General features: G+C 61.3%; 19 protein-coding genes and 1 tRNA gene. 11 read left to right on the top strand and 9 right to left on the bottom strand.

Going from position 1 to position 16,446, the window contains the following annotated elements; all coding sequences use genetic code 11:
- The first annotated feature begins 10 nt into the window (after positions 1-10).
- The 4 genes from FE782_RS25445 (at position 11) to FE782_RS25430 (ending at position 4,415) form a co-directional block, all read left to right on the top strand.
- Positions 11-1,303, top strand: coding sequence for an AAA family ATPase (locus FE782_RS25445; protein WP_238392661.1), 1,293 nt, complete (start codon positions 11-13; stop codon positions 1,301-1,303).
- A complete protein-coding gene (locus tag FE782_RS25440; protein WP_138197178.1) occupies positions 1,300-3,093 on the top strand; it encodes a vWA domain-containing protein in 1,794 nt (597 codons plus the stop codon). Before FE782_RS25445 ends, FE782_RS25440 begins: the two co-directional genes overlap by 4 nt.
- A 108-nt stretch (positions 3,094-3,201) precedes the next feature.
- Positions 3,202-4,038, top strand: a complete 837-nt coding sequence (locus FE782_RS25435) for a MerR family transcriptional regulator (RefSeq protein WP_158299544.1) — start codon at positions 3,202-3,204, stop codon at positions 4,036-4,038.
- Positions 4,039-4,109: 71 nt separating this feature from the next.
- Positions 4,110-4,415 carry a hypothetical protein gene (locus FE782_RS25430; protein WP_138197176.1) on the top strand — a complete coding sequence of 102 codons (306 nt, stop codon included), beginning with the start codon at positions 4,110-4,112 and terminating at the stop codon, positions 4,413-4,415.
- Positions 4,416-4,494: 79 nt separating this feature from the next.
- Here FE782_RS25430 and FE782_RS25425 read toward each other — a convergent pair whose 3' ends face one another.
- Positions 4,495-5,535 (bottom strand): FUSC family protein, encoded by a 1,041-nt coding sequence (locus FE782_RS25425; RefSeq protein WP_138197175.1) that lies wholly within the window; start codon positions 5,533-5,535, stop codon positions 4,495-4,497.
- Between the two features lie 759 nt (positions 5,536-6,294).
- Here FE782_RS25425 and FE782_RS25420 point away from each other — a divergent pair.
- A complete protein-coding gene (locus FE782_RS25420) occupies positions 6,295-6,954 on the top strand; it encodes a putative endonuclease domain-containing protein (RefSeq protein WP_138197174.1) in 660 nt (219 codons plus the stop codon).
- Between the two features lie 1,093 nt (positions 6,955-8,047).
- Here the strand turns inward: FE782_RS25420 and FE782_RS25415 are convergent.
- The 4 genes from FE782_RS25415 to FE782_RS25400 form a co-directional block, all read right to left on the bottom strand.
- On the bottom strand, positions 8,048-8,821 hold the full coding sequence (locus FE782_RS25415) for a sporulation protein (protein ID WP_138197173.1): 774 nt from the start codon (positions 8,819-8,821) through the stop codon (positions 8,048-8,050).
- Between the two features lie 95 nt (positions 8,822-8,916).
- Entirely contained in the window at positions 8,917-9,588 is a 672-nt protein-coding gene (locus FE782_RS25410) for a GNAT family N-acetyltransferase (RefSeq protein ID WP_138197172.1), read from the bottom strand.
- Between the two features lie 16 nt (positions 9,589-9,604).
- Entirely contained in the window at positions 9,605-10,282 is a 678-nt protein-coding gene (locus tag FE782_RS25405) for a GNAT family N-acetyltransferase (protein WP_138197171.1), read from the bottom strand.
- A 10-nt stretch (positions 10,283-10,292) separates the two neighbouring features.
- Positions 10,293-11,150: a carbon-nitrogen hydrolase family protein gene (locus FE782_RS25400; RefSeq protein WP_138197170.1), complete on the bottom strand. Its 858-nt coding sequence runs from the start codon at positions 11,148-11,150 to the stop codon at positions 10,293-10,295.
- Between the two features lie 107 nt (positions 11,151-11,257).
- Here FE782_RS25400 and FE782_RS25395 point away from each other — a divergent pair, with 107 nt between their 5' ends.
- A complete protein-coding gene (locus FE782_RS25395) occupies positions 11,258-11,818 on the top strand; it encodes a CBO0543 family protein (RefSeq protein ID WP_138197169.1) in 561 nt (186 codons plus the stop codon).
- A gap of 63 nt (positions 11,819-11,881) precedes the next feature.
- A complete protein-coding gene (locus FE782_RS25390; protein WP_138197168.1) occupies positions 11,882-12,310 on the top strand; it encodes a hypothetical protein in 429 nt (142 codons plus the stop codon).
- A 9-nt stretch (positions 12,311-12,319) separates the two neighbouring features.
- Here FE782_RS25390 and FE782_RS25385 read toward each other — a convergent pair whose 3' ends face one another.
- Both FE782_RS25385 and FE782_RS32425 read right to left on the bottom strand, forming a co-directional pair.
- Positions 12,320-12,997, bottom strand: coding sequence for a uracil-DNA glycosylase (locus FE782_RS25385; protein ID WP_138197167.1), 678 nt, complete (start codon positions 12,995-12,997; stop codon positions 12,320-12,322).
- A gap of 16 nt (positions 12,998-13,013) precedes the next feature.
- Positions 13,014-13,169: a hypothetical protein gene (locus FE782_RS32425; protein ID WP_158299543.1), complete on the bottom strand. Its 156-nt coding sequence runs from the start codon at positions 13,167-13,169 to the stop codon at positions 13,014-13,016.
- Between the two features lie 138 nt (positions 13,170-13,307).
- On the opposite strand from FE782_RS32425, the gene FE782_RS25380 reads away from it, so the two are divergent.
- From FE782_RS25380 to FE782_RS25365, 4 genes are all read left to right on the top strand, one after another.
- Entirely contained in the window at positions 13,308-13,958 is a 651-nt protein-coding gene (locus FE782_RS25380; protein WP_138197166.1) for an HAD family hydrolase, read from the top strand.
- A gap of 111 nt (positions 13,959-14,069) precedes the next feature.
- Positions 14,070-15,068: a DUF3231 family protein gene (locus FE782_RS25375; protein ID WP_238392660.1), complete on the top strand. Its 999-nt coding sequence runs from the start codon at positions 14,070-14,072 to the stop codon at positions 15,066-15,068.
- 111 nt (positions 15,069-15,179) lie between these two features.
- Entirely contained in the window at positions 15,180-15,377 is a 198-nt protein-coding gene (locus tag FE782_RS25370; RefSeq protein WP_158299542.1) for an aspartyl-phosphate phosphatase Spo0E family protein, read from the top strand.
- Positions 15,378-15,480: 103 nt separating this feature from the next.
- Complete coding sequence (locus tag FE782_RS25365) at positions 15,481-15,705, top strand: alpha/beta-type small acid-soluble spore protein (RefSeq protein ID WP_138197163.1); 225 nt, start codon at positions 15,481-15,483, stop codon at positions 15,703-15,705.
- A 139-nt stretch (positions 15,706-15,844) separates the two neighbouring features.
- On the opposite strand, the gene FE782_RS25360 is transcribed toward FE782_RS25365, so the two are convergent.
- Both FE782_RS25360 and FE782_RS25355 read right to left on the bottom strand, forming a co-directional pair.
- Positions 15,845-15,920 (bottom strand) — tRNA-Thr (locus FE782_RS25360).
- 82 nt (positions 15,921-16,002) lie between these two features.
- A complete protein-coding gene (locus FE782_RS25355) occupies positions 16,003-16,437 on the bottom strand; it encodes a DUF350 domain-containing protein (RefSeq protein ID WP_138197162.1) in 435 nt (144 codons plus the stop codon).
- Positions 16,438-16,446: the final 9 nt, after the last annotated feature.

The following is a 16,446-nucleotide window of genomic DNA, read 5'->3' as shown; positions in this document are numbered from 1 at the left end:
TCGAGAGAACATGGAATCGATGAAGAAAAAGTTGGAAACCGCCGTCGCCGCGCTGGAAGAGCGCTTCCTCGAACGCGAGGAGCTCGTCCGGCTCGCCCTGCTGGGCGTTATGTCCGGGGAGAACGTCCTGCTCGTCGGGCCTCCCGGCACCGCCAAGTCGCAGCTGGCGCGAGCGGTCTCGGGCTTGTTCGGGGGCGAAGGCTGGTTCGAATATTTGCTGACGCGCTTCACGACGCCGGACGAGGTGTTCGGCCCCGTCTCGCTGCGCGAGCTGAAGATGGACCGGTACGTGAGGCAGACCGAGGGCTACTTGCCGTCGGCGCGGTTCGCGTTCCTCGACGAAATTTTCAAATCCGGCAGCGCGATCTTGAACGCGCTGTTGTCTCTGTTGAACGAACGCATTTATTATAACGGCCGGGTCAAGGAAGCCTCCCCCCTCCTCTGCCTCCTCGCGGCGTCGAACGAGCTGCCCGAAGAGACGGAGGGGCTCGGGGCGCTGTACGACCGGTTCCTGATCCGGTACGAGGTCGGGTTTCTGAAGCACATGTCCAGCTACGAACGGATGTTTACGCTGCCGCGGGAGCCCGTCCCCGCGGTGCTGTCGGTCGCCGACGTCGAATCCGTGCGGGAACGCGCCGCCCGCGTCGTCCTGCCGGAGCCGATGGTCCTGTTCCTCTTCCGGCTGAAGACGGAAGCGGAGGAGCGCGACCTGTCCGTCTCCGATCGCCGCTGGCGCAAGATCGGCGACGTCTGGCGGACGTCCGCCGCCTTGAACGGGCGCGACGAGGTTTCGATCTGGGACGCCGTCTTCACGCCGCATATGCTATGGGACGTGCCGGAGGCGCTGCCCGAAATCAAGGAATGGTTCGAGGCGCGGTTCGACGAGGCGCTTGAGGTCGAGAGCGAGGCGGAGCTGCCGCTCGCCAGGTTTACAGCGACGCTGGACCGTTGGCAGGCCCGCAAGCCGGAGCTGTTCGGACACCAATTCAAGAAGGAGATGAAAGCCGGCGCCGGGTCGTCGCGCCCCGAAGCGGCGGAGGCGCTGCTCGCGGAATGCCGCGACGAGCTGGAGACGCAGGGGCAGAACCTGCGCCGGGCGCTCGTACGGTTCCACGAACGCGAGCGCGGCCGCGCCGACGAGCTGCGCCGCCTGAACGCGCTGCTGCCCGATCCGGCGGGGGCCGCCGCGAAATACGCGACGGCGCGCATTCGCGGCGAACGGGTGCTCCACGACATGCTAGAGCTGTACCGTTCCTTGTTCGACGCCGACATGCCCGGCGTCGACTACGACTTCACGTTATGATCCGCCACGCGAACGTCGACCGGTACGTCTTCGACCTGCAGCTCGTCGCCGACGCGGACGCGCGGGAGCGCGTGCGCGTCGCCCGGACGCGGGCGCCGTGGCTGACCGACGCGCTGTTCGCCGACGTCTTCTATTGCTTCTACCTGCCTAAGCCGTCGGAGGAGGCGGGGTCCGACGCGCCGCCGTTCCACCGGTGGCTGATCAAGACGCTGATGCGGCAGTATTTATACGCGCGGCTCCGGCCGCGCACGGAAGGAGCCGCGCCCGCCGCCTTCCGCACCGCCTTGAAGGCGGTGCTGTGGCTGACGGCGCAATACGCCGAGGAAGCCGCGCGGCGGAAGAAGGACCGCCGCGAGATGCCCGCCCTCGCCGAACGCGAGCTCGCGGGCGCCGGCGAGACGCCTGGCGCCGCCGGCGGCGCGGGCCTCGACCTCGGCGACAAGGCGACGCCGACCGGCCGCAAGAAGGACGGCGAGCGATCCTCCGCCGCGAAAGGCGAGCCGACGCTCGCCGAACGGATGAGCGCCGAGCAGCTGGAGCGGCTGAAGAAGGTCGGCTACCGGCTCGAGCGCGGCAAGCATGAAGCCGAGCAGCGTCAGTCGGCCGCAGACGCGAAGCCGCTCGCCGAGGCGGAAATCGCCGAACTGCGGGCGAAGGTCGCCGAGCTGCGCGAGTCGATGCGGACCGACTTCGTCCGCCGCGACAAGTGGAAGAAGAAGCTCGAGAAAGCCGAAGACGAGCTCGCCGGCCGGCTGAAGGCGTTGGAGCGGCTGGAGGCGGCCGAGAAGGCGACGTTCGACGCGCTCGACCAAGAGCTCGGCGCCTGGCTGAACGGCGCCTTGCGCGGGACGCTCGAAGAGGAAGACCGCGAAACGAAGGCGCTCGAGGACCTCATCCAGGCGAGCCTGCGGTTCGCGAACCGGCGCTGGGGGAGCGACCTCGGGAAGCTGCGCCGCCAGTCGTACGGGCGCTATCTCGAATGGGTCGACCGGCTGAAGCGGCACCCGGACCTCGTCGCCATGGTGAAGGAGGTCGGCCGGAATACGGAGCGGCTCCTCCGCCAACGGCGCGAGCAGCGGCGGCGAACGGCGCCGGACCGGTACGACGAGCTCGGCCTCTCCGGCGACCTGTCGCATATGCTGCCGAGCGAAGCGAGCCTGCTCGCCGACCCGGACTACGAAGCCTTCTTCCTGCAGAAGTGGCTCGACGGCAAGCTAATGACGTACAGCGCCCGCTCCCCGTCCAAAGACGCCGGCAAAGGGCCCGTCATCTGCCTGCTCGATTCCTCCCATTCGATGCGCGGGGCGAAGCAGCGGCTCGCGCAAATTTTCGTCATGACGTTCGCCGCGTTGACGCTGTCGGAATCGCGCGACTTCGTGCTGCTGCTGTTCGGCGCGAAGGGCGAGCTGATCGAACGGCATCTGCGCTTTAAGCAGCCCGATTGGGCGGCGTTCTACCGGCTGTCGCAGCTCGCGTTCGGCGGCGGCACGCACTTCGACGCCCCGCTCCGGCGCGGCATGCGGCTCGTACGCGAGGCGCGCGGGCTCTCGGACGCCGATCTCGTCATGGTGACCGACGGCATCGGCGCCGTGTCGCAGCCCGTAAGGGACGAGCTGGCCGAGCTCGGCGCTGCCGTATCGCTGCGGCTGCACACGCTGATCGTCGGCTCCGCGCGGCAGCACAAGATCGCCCCGTACGACATTCTCGGGGTATCGCACAAAGTGCGGTTCGCGGCGTCTTGGGACGGACGGGACGACGCCAACGAGGCGCTGCTGCTGGACGTGACGTAAAGTGACGACGGCGAGGGAACTTTTTCCGCGGAATCGCTTGACCTTGACCTTGGGGGAATGTTGTACGGTGAAGGAGCAAGTCGATGGAAGAGGAGGAATCGAACGCGCATGACGAAGCTGACGATCGGACAAATGGCGCGCCTGTTCGGCATTACGACGAAGACGCTGCGTCACTATGACGCTATCGGGCTGTTCTCCCCGGCCGAGATCAATCCGGACAATCAGTACCGGTATTATGCGCCGGGGCAGATCGCCGCGCTGCGGTCCATCTTGTTTCTGCGCGAGCTGGACGTCGGGCTCGAGACGATTCGCGAGCTGGCGGCCGGCGGCACGCTGTCGGACCGCGCCCGGCTCGCCCGCGTGCTTCGGGAACACGCGGATCGCGTCCGCTCGGCCATCGAGGCGCAGACGACGCTGCTGAACCGGATCGACCGAGAGCTCGGTCGCTGGGAAGCGGACGCAACGGGAGGAATCGCAGTGAAAGCGAAGATCGTGAGAATGGAACCCTTTTATGCGGTGGGGGTCGCCGTGCATCAAGCCGACGCCACGATGGAGTTCGGACGGTTGTGGGACGCGTTGATTCCGATGGAGGCGAGCATTCCGCATCGCTCCAAGGAGAACGTATCCTACGGCCTATGTTACGATTTCGACGGCGAGCGCTTCAGCTACATGGCCGGCGTTCAAGTCGACTCGATCGAAGACGTGCCGGACGGTCTCGAAGCCAAGCTCGTGCCCGCGCAGACGTACGCGGTGTTTACGCACCGAGGGACGATCGCCGGACTTCAGGAAACGTACGAGCGGATTCATGAAACATGGTTGGCGGAAAACGGGCTCCAGTTCGCGGAAGGCATCGACTTCGAACTGTACGACGAGCGATTTTACGGCCCGGCGGACGAACGGTCGGAGCTGGATCTCTACATTCCGATCCTCGAGCCGGCCAAGTAATGAAAATCGCCGAGGCGGGGAACAGTAACTCCGACACGTTCGATTGACTTGACGTTAAGGAGGACTTGTTCTTGGCCAATCAAAAGCATATGCACCCGATGTCCGGCGACCGCGTCGAGACGAACGCCGTCTATAAGAGCCAGTACGGCTACGAAATCGAGCTGAGGGCCGGCGAAACGTTCCCGATGGATCCGCAGCTCGGCTCGGTGGAATACGAAATGGCGGCCTTGTCCTATCCGGAGGGTCCGGACGACGTGCACGGCGACCGTACCGCCGCGGCGCAAGCCCACGTTCCGGTGTCCGCCGCGAACGAAGAGAAGGCGGAGCGCAAGCAAGTGCAGGCGCTTCAGCACCGGCTGCACCGCGGCAACCGGTAACCGCTCCCCGACGGGCACCAAAAAAAAGAGCCCGAACCTGGCAGCCCATCCGCAGCCGCCCGGTTCGGGCTCTTTATCCTTATTCGGCCGACGCGGCTTCTTCCGCGCCTTGCACATGCCCGACCATCTTGTCGAGCCGCCTGAGCTGCCGGCCGTACTCGTAGATCGCGGACGCGACGACGACGAGGGAGACGCTGCCCTTCGGCTCGCCGCCCACGCTTTCGATCGCGTCCCGGAGCAGCCGTTCGGTGAGCTCCCCGATCTTGTCGTACAGCTGCTCGCCGGGCTTCATCTTCCCCTCGTACTTCAGCAGCGCGTACTCGTGGTACCGGATCAGCTCCTCGAGCGCGTCGTCGAACGCCCGGTCCGCCGAGTCGTCCTTCCGCTGCGGGAAGTAGTGGACCTGAACCGCGTCCAGCACGAGCTGGCCGACCGTCATCGCCCGCACCATCTGCTTCTGGACGACGAGATGGCGCCCCGGCTGCGGGCGGAACCTCTTCCACTTGCGCCACTCTTCCTCCAGCATGCCGTATCGCTCCGAGATTTTCCGGACGGTGTCGTTCAGCTTGTCGCGCTGCGACTTCGCCTCGCCTTCCTTCAGCTCGTCGGACACGGCCGTTCGCAGCAGCAGCGACATCGTGCCGAGCGCTTCGCGGTAGCCGTCGAGGAACTGCTTCCGATGATTCGGCGGCATGACGACCGCGTTGACGAGGAACGCGGACGCGATGCCGATCAGAATCGTAGAAAACCGTTCGAGCGCATACATCCATTCTCCGCCCGCCTCGAGCACGACGATCGTCGTCACGAGCGTCAGCGTGACGGTCGTTTCCATGCGCAGCGCCAGCGTAATGAGGATGACGGCGATGCACGTCAGCCCGACGACGACCTCGTTCACCGGCATGACGAGGCTGACGCCCAGCGCGAGGATGGCGCCGAGCGTATTCGTCTGCACTTGCTCGAGCATGTGCTGCCACGACTTGTACACGGACGGCTGAATCGCGAAGATGGCCGCGACGCCGGCGATCGTGACGCCCTTGAGCCCCAGTTGATGCGTTATGTATAGCGCCAGCGCGACGGCGATGCCGGTCTTCACGACCCGCGCGCCGATCGTAACGTTCATGATGTACGTTCCCTCCTCGTTCCTCTCACATCTTACATGATATGGACGAGCCGACGCAAAGATGCGCCGCTTCTCTCAAGTTACTCGCCAATTGCACCGTTATGCAGCACTTCCCGCCTCACCATGATGCTACTTTTGCACCGTCACGGTGCATTCTCCACCCGCCCGGCCTTCCGCTTCACACAAGTTTCCCGCCAATTGCACCATCTTGCAGCACTTCCCGCCTCACCATGATGCTACTTTTGCACCGTCGCGGTGCATTCTCCACCCGCCCGGCCTTCCGCTGCTCACAAGATTCCCGCCAATTGCACCATCTTGCAGCACTTTCCGCATCACCATGATGCAACTCTTGCACCACTGCAGTGCATTCTCCACCCGCCCGGCCTTCCGCTGCTCACAAGATTCCCGCCAATTGCACCATCTTGCAGCACTTTCCGCATCACCATGATGCAACTCTTGCACCACTGCAGTGCATTCTCCACCCGCCCGGCCTTCCGCTGCTCACAAGATTCCCGCCAATTGCACCATCTTGCAGCACTTTCCGCATCACCATGATGCAACTCTTGCACCACTGCAGTGCATTCTCCACCCGCCCGGCCTTCCGCTTCACACAAGATTCCCGCCAATTGCACCGTTATGCAGCACTTCCCGCCTGCACGCTGGACTTTCCCCCGACTGGTAAGTAAAATATAGGTATGTGAAGCACACATGGAACCTCTCGGGGCCATGTGTGCTTATTTCATTTTCAGGAGGGATCGCATGAACTCAGAGGTCAGAAAGTTTATCGAATCATTCGAATCGAAGATGAGTCGATCGGAAAGGGAGGTAAAAATTAATGAAATCGAGTCAAAGTTCCTGGATGACGTTTTCGGCCCGGAATTTTCTTATAATTTTAACGGACTTACAGCGCAACTGCCGTTCAAGGACTACAAAGGGGGAGATCGGTACATTGACTTCTACTACCAGTCCGGGGAAGTCAAAATCATCATTGAAATCGATGGGTACAAATATCATGTCGGAGGCATAACCGCTCAACAATACGATGATCATCAAGAAAGGCAAAACGATCTGATTCTAAGCGGCGGTTGGCTCCTCGTTCGCTTCACTGCGAATATGATCATTAAAAAATCGATGGTTTGCAGAAGGCAACTCATGCAAGCCGTTGGAAAGAGTTTAATCTTAAACCAATCAAATCAAGTTTCAACTATTGCGGACTTATGGCTGAAGCGAAAGGCAGAAATTCTCTCCATCGCGAAGCATAACGGTGGCATCAAAGTGCAGCAGGTGGCCCATCGGTTTAGTGTTCATAGGAATACAGCTCTCCGGTGGCTTCGCAAAATGACGGAGGAAGGTGACCTTGTCCCTGTAAAGTCCAATAAGAAAATAAGGGAGTACAAGCTCCCGAGTCTCATTGCATAGAGCCGTAATGAGAACATTCAAGACGCGGCTGTTCGCAGCCGCGTCTAATGCCTGCAGCCGATTGCACCGTCATGCAGCACTTTTCGCCTCATCCCGCTGCATTTTCTGCACTACCGTGGTGCACACTCCCCCGTCCTGCCTGTCGCCACGCACCATATTCTCGCCGATTGCACCGTCATGCAGCACTTTTCGCCTCATCCCGCTGCATTTTCTGCACTACCGTGGTGCACACTCCCCCGCCCAACCTGTCGCCACGCACCATATTCTCGCCGATTGCACCGTCATGCAGCACTTTTCGCCTCATCCCGCTGCATTTTCTGCACTACCGTGGTGCACATTCCCCCGTCCAACCTGTCGCCACGCACCATATTCTCGCCGATTGAACCGCCGTGCAGCACTTTTCGCCTCATCCCGCTGCATTTTCTGCACTACCGTGGTGCACATTCCCTCGTCCAACCTGTCGCCACGCACCATATTCTCGCCGATTGCACCGTCATGCAGCACTTTTCGCCTCATCCCGCTGCAATTTCTGCACTACCGTGGTGCACATCCCCCGTCCAACCTGTCGCCACGCACCATATTCTCGCCGATTGCACCGTCATGCAGCACTTTTCGCCTCATCCCGCTGCAATTTCTGCACTACCGTGGTGCACATCCCCCGTCCAACCTGTCGCCACGCACCATATTCTCGCCGATTGCACCGTCATGCAGCACTTTTCGCCTCATCCCGCTGCAATTTCTGCACTACCGTGGTGCACATCCCCCGTCCAACCTGTCGCCACGCACCATATTCTCGCCGATTGCACCGCGGTACAGCACTTTTCGCCTCATCCCGCTGCATCACTGCACTACCGTGGTGCACACTCCCCCGTCCTCCCTGTCGCCACGCACCATATTCTCGCCGATTGCACCTTCATGCAGCACTTTTCGCCTCATCCCGCTGCATCACTACACTACCGTGGTGCTACCGCCTTCTGGAGTCGGACATCCCTCGACGTCACCGCCCGCAAATCGCCGTCGCAAATCGCCCGCAAAAGCGAAAAACCCCTCCCCCGACTCATGTCGGGGAAGGGGCGGCTCCGTACGGAGAGGATTACGCGTATCGACGGATAACGGAGTCGATCGCCGCGGCGACGGCGCTCGGGCCGCGCGACAGCGTGCCGGCGTCGATGGAGCAGCGGACGTTCGTCTCGTCCATGTCCATCGCTTCGGCGAACAAGCCGCCGAGGCCGCGCGCGCGACGGTCGACCTGCAGAAACAAGTCGATCGACGACGCTTGCGGCGACAGGATGACTTCCAGCTCGTCGAGCCGGCCGCGATACGATCCGGATACCGGCACGAATTCAAGCTCCTGCACGAAGGCCCCGTAGCCGAAGCGCGGCGCGTATTCGCAGTCCGCGTTCCGGAGCCGGAAGCCGAGCTCGTCGATGCCGTCGAGCACCGCTCGCATACCGGCGTTCGGCACGACTTCGATCTTGTCGTCATCCGTCGGATCGACGGCGGACTTAATGTCGAGCCCGGTCTTCAACCACACCGGCGTGCGGCCGACCGTAAGCGGCGTCGACAGCGGCAGCGCGAACGAGAACGGGATCTCCTTCGCCTCGCCCGGCTGCAGACGGAACGGCTCGGATACGCGTACCTTCGAAATTTCCGCGCTCTGATACACCTTCCGGTCGTCGACTTCCTTCACGTATTGCGTCATCACTGAGATGTATATGGTGTCCACTTGTTGCTCCACGTTGCCGCCCTTGACCTTCACGACGCCACGCAGCGTCTCGCCCGGCTCGTAACGCTGCTTCTCCAAGAGCGTATCCACTTGCGCAGAGCCGATGCCGATGCTCGCCATCATGCGATTGAAAAACGACATCCCAACCATCCTCTCCTATGTACGGAATCAAGATTCAGGGCCGATCTACAAATAGTACGCGCGATTCTCCGAAAGGTTTCCGAATTTCTCGCCGCCTACAGCGGCAGCAAGCCCACCCGATCGCGGCGCTCGACCGCTTCCACCATGGCCGTCCACGCGGCCGGCTTCGGGTTCAAGATGTCGTAGTACGTGCGCAGGAACCGCCCGACGAGCGCGCCCGGCACGCTCTCCGTCGACTCGTCCGCCGCCAAGAAGCCGAGATTGAGGCCTCCGACCGCCTCCCCGTCGCCCTGCCAGGAAGGATGCACATAGTCCATGTCCAATCGGCGGTAGCCGAGATGCGAGAGCACCTCGCGTCGCACGTACGGATTCATCGGCTTCACGCCGCCGAACCCGAGGTCCTCCACCGCATAAGGGTTGTAGATTTCAGCGAACATGCCGAGCATCGGCCCTTCGGTCCGCGCCACCCACGACGCGAGGTCCGCCGCGCGATGCTTCACGAGGAACGGCCCGATGCCGAGCCCCTCGCGGCCGATGATCGTAAAGTCGGTCATCGCGACGCGCATGTCCGGGTAATACCGGTACTCCGTCGCGCCGACGACTTCGCCCTCGTGCACGGCGACGTACACGCGGAGGCCTTGGTCCTTCAACGGCTCCTCCCACAAGGAGAACTCCAACACTTCTTCGGGCGGGAAAATGGTCCCCATCAACGCGTGCATCTTCGCGAACAACGGGTCCTCGATACTTTCGATTCTTACGTATTCCATAAACCGTCTCCACTCCTTATAACTGTATAAAAGGATTCTTCCATTCCATCAGCAGCGCGTAATCGCGCGACTCCTCGTCGTCGAGGTAGTTCGCCGCGACGCGCACGGGCGTCCGGCCGCAGCGCAGCAGGAACGTAATGACCGGGTCCTTCAGCCGCCCGGCCACGACCGCCTCGGCGTACCCTTCCGCCGACATCGTATCCGCGTACCGGTGATACCCGGACATGCGCCCCCCGCCCAGCAGCCGGGCGAGCCGCTTCTCAACGACCAGGTGATACATCGCGTGCGCCATCGCCTTGCCGAAGCCGTACGCCCGATACGCCGGGCGGACGCTGACGTCGACGACGTACAGCGTGTCCCCCGCGGGATCGTGCGGCGTAATAAACCCGTTCCCCGTCGTCTCCGCCCAGGTGTGAGAAGACGCCGACGGGTCGTACCGGACGATCAGCGCCGTCATCGAACCGACGAGCTTGCCGTCCGCCTCGACGCAGATCGCCCCTTCCGGGAACAGCCGCGTATGCGAGGCGAGCTGCTCCTCCGTCCACCACAGCTCGGACGGGAACGGCGGCGGGAAGCATTCCCGCTGAATGTCGATCAGCGCCGCGAAGTCTTCGGCTCCGTAATTCCGAACGACCGCCTTGGTCGGCCGCCCCTCCCGGTCGAACGCGTAAAATTCGCTGCGATATCCCGTCATCCGCTCCGCCTCACTCCCAGTCGGTATACAAGTCCGTCCGTCGGTCGCGCCACGTCGTCACGCTGCCCCGCTCCCGCACCTCGTACAGGAGCGACAAGTCCAGATCCGCCGTCACGATCATGTCGTCGTTGACGACGCCCTCGGCGAGAACGCCGGCCGGCGGAAACGGAATGTCGTTCGGGGAAATCACAGCCGACTGCCCGTAGTTCAGCCGCATGAAGTCGACCGTCGGCAGACTGCCGACCGTGCCGGCCGTCACGACGTACACTTGATTTTCCACCGCCCGCGCATGGCTCGTATACCGGACGCGGTGGAAGCCGTGCCGGTCGTCCGTGCACGACGGACAGAAGATCACGTCGGCGCCGCGCGCCTTCGCCATCCGGACGATCTCCGGAAACTCGATGTCGTAACACGTCAGCACGGCGATCGTGCCCTTCGGCGTCCGGAACACCTGGAACGAATCGCCGCCGCGCACGTTCCATTCCGTCACCTCGGTCGGGGTGATATGCAGCTTCGGCTGTTCCCCGATCGAGCCGTCCGGGGAAAACAGATGCGCGGTATTATACAGAAACCCGTCCCGCTCCAACACATGCGTCCCCGCGACGATGTACATTCCCGTCTCGCGGGCGAGTCGGACGAACAGCTCGCGGTACGCCTCCGTATAGCTGGGCAGCGTCTCGATGCCGTTCGCGGTTCCCGCCGCGTTCGGAATCGACAGCAGCTGCGTCGTGAAAAACTCGGGAAACAATAAAAATTCCGTTCCGAACTCCTGCGCGGTCTTTACGTAATGCTCGACCTGCGCCCGGAATTCATCGAAACTCGTTATCGTGTGCAGGTGGTACTGCACGCTGGACACTCTCATTTTCATCCCAGGCACCTCCGCTTCTTCCCGACCATTGTACCAAAGTTCGAGTAAGGAAACACCCGTCGGCGCATCCTAGGTTTAACAATCGTTCCGACCCGAGGAGGGACCTGATGGACGCGCTCGACCGGATTTATCGGCAGTCCCAGGAACTGCAGCGGCAGTTGACGGATGCCAGAGAAACCTATTTCTTCAACGAGGTCGTACACTCTTACCAATGGTGGTTGATGCTGGCGGCGTTGGTCGCCTCGTACACGCTCTTATGGTTTCTTATCGACCGCGCAAGAGTAGTGCCGATCCTGCTCGTCGGTTGGTTCGTCTTCGCCGTCGCGACGGCGGCGGACGGCATCGGCGGAGACCTTCTCCTGTGGGATTACCCCCGCATGGGGCTCCCTTGGGGAGAGAGGCTGCTGCAGGCGGACCTCATCATCCCGGTCGGGTACATGCTGATCTACCAATGGTATCGCGAATGGAAGCCGTTCTTCGTCGCCTGCATCGCGCTCGCCGTGCTGTACGCCTTCGTGCTCGAACCGTTCGCGATCGCTGCCGGCGTGTACGAGACCTATGTGTGGAGACATGTATACTCGTTCCCGATCTACGTCTCGATCGGCCTGTTCGTCAAGTGGATGGCCGACGCCGCCGAGCGCGTTCAGACGCGAAACAGCGCAGCCTAAGGGCATAAGCGAGGGGGACGAGCGAATACAATGAGAACATGCGGAGTCCAGGAGGCGGGAAGCATGTTCGAGGCGTTGTTGCCCGGGGCCGGCGCATGGATCGATGGAGCCCCCGGTTTGCTGAGGCAGTGGTTTTGGTGGATCGCGGCCGCCGCGATTCTCTATGGCGCCTGGCGGTCGCATTGGCGAAGCCGGTACGTCCGGCTGATGCGAAGGACGTTCGAGGCGACGAACTTGTTCGTCAAGCCGCGCAAGGACAAGATGTTCCCGCAGCTCATTTCGCTGTCCGCCACGGAAGACGACCTCTACTACGTCTTCCGTTATCGGCTGCGACCCGGCATGACCGTGCCTCAGTTCGAGGAGAAGAAGAAGTTCTTCGAGGCGACGTTCCACGCGGAGGCGAAGGGATTCGGGAAAGCCGGCATCGTGACCATTAAGGTGAAAAAGCAAAAGCGCCCCGTCCCGCCGACTTCCTCGGAACAGAGCGCTTAAGACGCGCGGTCAACGATTCGGGATCGCCCAGTCGATCGGAGCTTCCCCTTGGGCGGTCAGCCACGCGTTGATGCGGGAGAACGGCTTGCTCCCGAAGAAGCCGCGATGCGCCGACAGCGGGCTCGGATGCGGCGAGCGCAGGACGAGATGGCGCCGGGCGTCGATTCGAGCCCCCTTCGCTTGGGCGTGGCTGCCCCATAAGACGAAGGCGATCGGCCGCTCGCGCGCGTTCAGCCGTTCGACGACCGCGTCCGTGAACGACTCCCATCCGCGGCCCTTATGCGAATTCGGTTCGCCGTCCCGCACCGTCAACACCGCGTTGAGCAGCAGCACGCCTTGCCCCGCCCATGACGTTAAGGAGCCGTGGTTCGGGATCTGCGCCCCGACATCGTCTCGCAGCTCCTTGAATATGTTTTGCAGCGACGGAGGCGGCGGCACCCCCGGCTTCACGGAGAAGCTGAGCCCATGGGCTTGTCCCGGTCCGTGATACGGGTCCTGGCCGAGAACGACCGCTTTCACGTCCGCGTACGCGGTATGATGCAGCGCATTGAAGATGTCTTCCGCCTCCGGATACACCTTCCCCGTCCGGTACTCCGACTTCAGAAATTCGCGCAGCTGTAAATAATAAGGCCGTTCGAATTGCTCGCCGACCTGTTCCTGCCAATCGTTCCGCAGCAAGATCGCCATATGCTTTAGCAACCCCCTATTCCAAATACGCCGGCGTCCCCGTCCATTCCCACAGCCAAGCCCCCAACAAGCCCGCCGCGGCGACGGTCGCCACGAACCAGAACGTACGCTTCGCCCACTTCATCCGATTGTCCCGTATGCGGCGCCGCATCTCCGCTCTCGATAACGACACGGTTCTCACCTTCCTTACGACGTACTCTCTTTGTATGATAAAATGCCCTTGAAGACAATCGTGTGTATACTTTACCATCCTAACCAATTCAGGGAAAGAGAAAAAGAGGGGATTCCCCCTTTAAAAGGAGAGAACGCCTTGATTCAAGCGGTCATTTTCGATTTCGACGGAACGATTCTCGACACCGAGTCGGTGTGGTACGAAAGCTATCGCGACGCGCTGCAAGAGCATGACGTCGAGCTGCCGCTCTCGGTATTCGCCGAAGGCATCGGGACGTACGACGACGGGATGTTTCGGTACATGCGGGAGCGCCTCGGAACCGAGGAGAAATATCAAGCCGTGAAGACGGCGGCGCATGCGCTGCATCAGACGAAGACGTCGGCGCTTCGGCCGCGGGAAGGGGTCGTCGCGTATTTGGAGGAAGCGAAGCGGCTCGGCCTTCGGATCGGCCTCGCGACCAGCAGTCCGCTCAGCTGGATCGAGCCGTTCCTCGACGAGCACGGGCTTCGCGGGTACTTCGAGACGTTATGCACGTCCGACGACGTCGAGAAGGTGAAGCCGGACCCGGCGTTGTACCGCCTCGCGGCGGAGCGGCTTAAGGTCGAGCCCCGCCTCGCGGTCGCGTTCGAGGATTCCGCGAACGGCGCGAGATCGGCCGTCGCCGCCGGCGTCCGGTGCGTCGTCGTGCCGAACCCGATGACGGAGGCGCTTCGGTTCGAACGGTACGACTTCCGCCTCTCCTCGTTCGAAGAGATGCCGCTCGGCGAGCTGCTCGCGCGGCTCGAATAATTTCCGGCGGCCGTTTCGTCCTCGACGTCGGCCGTCCGTCTTTTCCCATACATAAATCGCCCGACGTTGGAAAAGGCTATGAGAAAATCTTCTACGAATCGGGGATTTCCATTGAAGACTAGAGAGCCGCTCACATCGGCCGAAATGGGCAAGCTGTGGGCCACGTATATGGGAAACAGCATGGAGTTATGCGTATTACGCTATTACTTGAAACATGTCGACGACGAGGACATTAAGAACATCTTGCAGAAGTCTTATGATTTAAGCGAAGAGTTCTCGAATCGATGCGCCGAGATTTTGAAGGCGGACAACCATCCCGTACCTTTCGGGTTCTCGGACCAGGACGTGAACGTCGAGGCGCCTCGGCTGTTCGGAGACGAGTTTTATTTGCATTACTTGAAATACGTCGCGAAGGCGGGCCTCAGCATCTACGGCATCGCCGTCCCGCTGGTCACGAGACCGGACATGCGCGAGTTCTTCACGCACGTTCTGAACTCCACCGTGAATCTGATGACCGAAATCAACGGACTGCTCGAGGCCAAGAGCTTCCTCGTCCGGCCGCCGCAAATTCCGGTGCCGACGCGGCCGGATTACGCAAGGAAGCAGAGCTACCTCAGCGGGTTCATCGGGCCGATCCGCCCGCTGCACGCCCTCGAAATCGCGCACCTGCACGACAATTTGGAAAATAACGCGACGAGCCGAACCGTATTGGTCGGGTTCTCCCAAGTGGCCCAAACGCAGGAGGCTCGGGATTATTTCCTCCGAGGCGGGGAAATCGCGGGCAAGCATTATAAAATTTTCAGCGAGATCTTATCTAAGGAGCATCTGCCGTCGCCGCCGATCTTGAATCATTTGGTGACCGAATCGACGATTTCGCCGTTCTCGGACAAGTTGATGATATTTCATAAGCTCGACATGTTCTCGATGCGTATCCGGTCCTACGCCAACTCGATGGCGGTCAGTCCGAGACACGACTTGGCGGCGACGTACGGGCGGCTTATGCTCGAGGTCGGGAAATACGCCGAAGACGGCGCAAGAATCATGATCGATGCCGGGGGGCTCGAGCAGCCGCCTCAAGCGGCCGATCGGGAGGCGCTTGTGTCGCATTGATGTAAAGTCAAGGGGCGAACGATTCGCGCGCGCCAATCCGCCTTCCCTCGAAACGATAAGCGATGTAAAATATTCTCATATTTAGCTGTCGCTACGGGGAGGGATTTCATGATGAACTCATTACAACGCAAGATCGAAACTATGCGTTTCATTATGATTACGACCGCCGAGAAGCATAGCAACGACCTTCTTCACCCCGAAGTCATTCGCGTCTCCCGGGAGCTGGACCAGCTCATCGTGCAAGCGATGAAGTCGGGCTCGAGCCCGTCGAACCTGGCCGTCGCCGAACGCGCCAGTTACGTTTCCTAACCGTTTCCCCCTCCCTTGCGGGCAGGGGGATTTTCTTTTTTCCTGCATAAAGACTCTACGCCTTGCTAATGATATCCTTACATCCACAAGGAGGTGACATCTCATGGGTAAAGGTTCTCAAAGTTCCAACAACTTGGTCGTTCCTCAAGCGAACCAAGCGCTCGACCAGCTCAAGTACGAGGTGGCGCAAGAGCTTGGCGTACAAATCCCGCAAGATGGTTACTACGGTTACATGGCGACGCGCGACACGGGCGCGATCGGCGGACATATGGTACGCCGCATGGTGCAGATCGCCGAAGAGTCGCTCGCGCGCGGCGCCCGCTTCTAACTTAGCCTCCGGAACTAAGCGAATCCCCCGTCTCGGCCTTGCGGCCGGCGGGGGATCGTTCGTTGTTCGGCGTGCGTTGCGACGCATGCAAAAAGCGCGGCTCCGGCAATCCGGAACCGCGCTGCGATATACGTTGGAATGGTGCTGATGAAGGGATTCGAACCCCCGACCTACGCATTACGAATGCGTTGCTCTACCAGCTGAGCTACATCAGCGAATCTTCGAAGTCAACAGGATTTATTATATGCGGTTCCCCGCAAAAATGCAACCCCTTCTTCGAAGAATTTTTCCCGCCGGCTAATAGCTGATTAACGCCGCCAACAACAGCCCGGTCGCGATGCTGAGACGCGAAGCGAACAAGCCGACGGAGACGTTGCCTTTCGGTATTTCGCTGATGACCCGGAACGGCGTCAGCCATTCGAACAAGTAAAATACGCCGACCTGGAACACGACGCCGACGAGACCCCAGAGCGCCAAATCCCATAAGCTGACCGCATGGTATACCGCGGAAGCGAGCACGATGGCGAGACCGATGATCTTGCCGCCGAGATCGTGCGCCGCCGCCTTGGCCGCCGCGCTCTTCCTCGGGTCGTCCGCGTCCGCGCCTTCGCGGATGAGAGCGAATTCGTTATACGGCGTCGTCAGCTGAAACACGAAGATGCCGACCGCCATGATCGGGATCGTCACGACCAAATACAAAAAGAAGTTCGAAAGAAATTCCCATTGACTCATGTCCGTCAC

Origin of the sequence: Paenibacillus antri (assembly GCF_005765165.1) — a bacterium.
In the GTDB taxonomy this organism is placed as follows: domain Bacteria; phylum Bacillota; class Bacilli; order Paenibacillales; family YIM-B00363; genus Paenibacillus_AE; species Paenibacillus_AE antri.
Note: the sequence above shows the minus strand (reverse complement) of the source record. Positions and strands in the feature narration are given on the sequence as shown.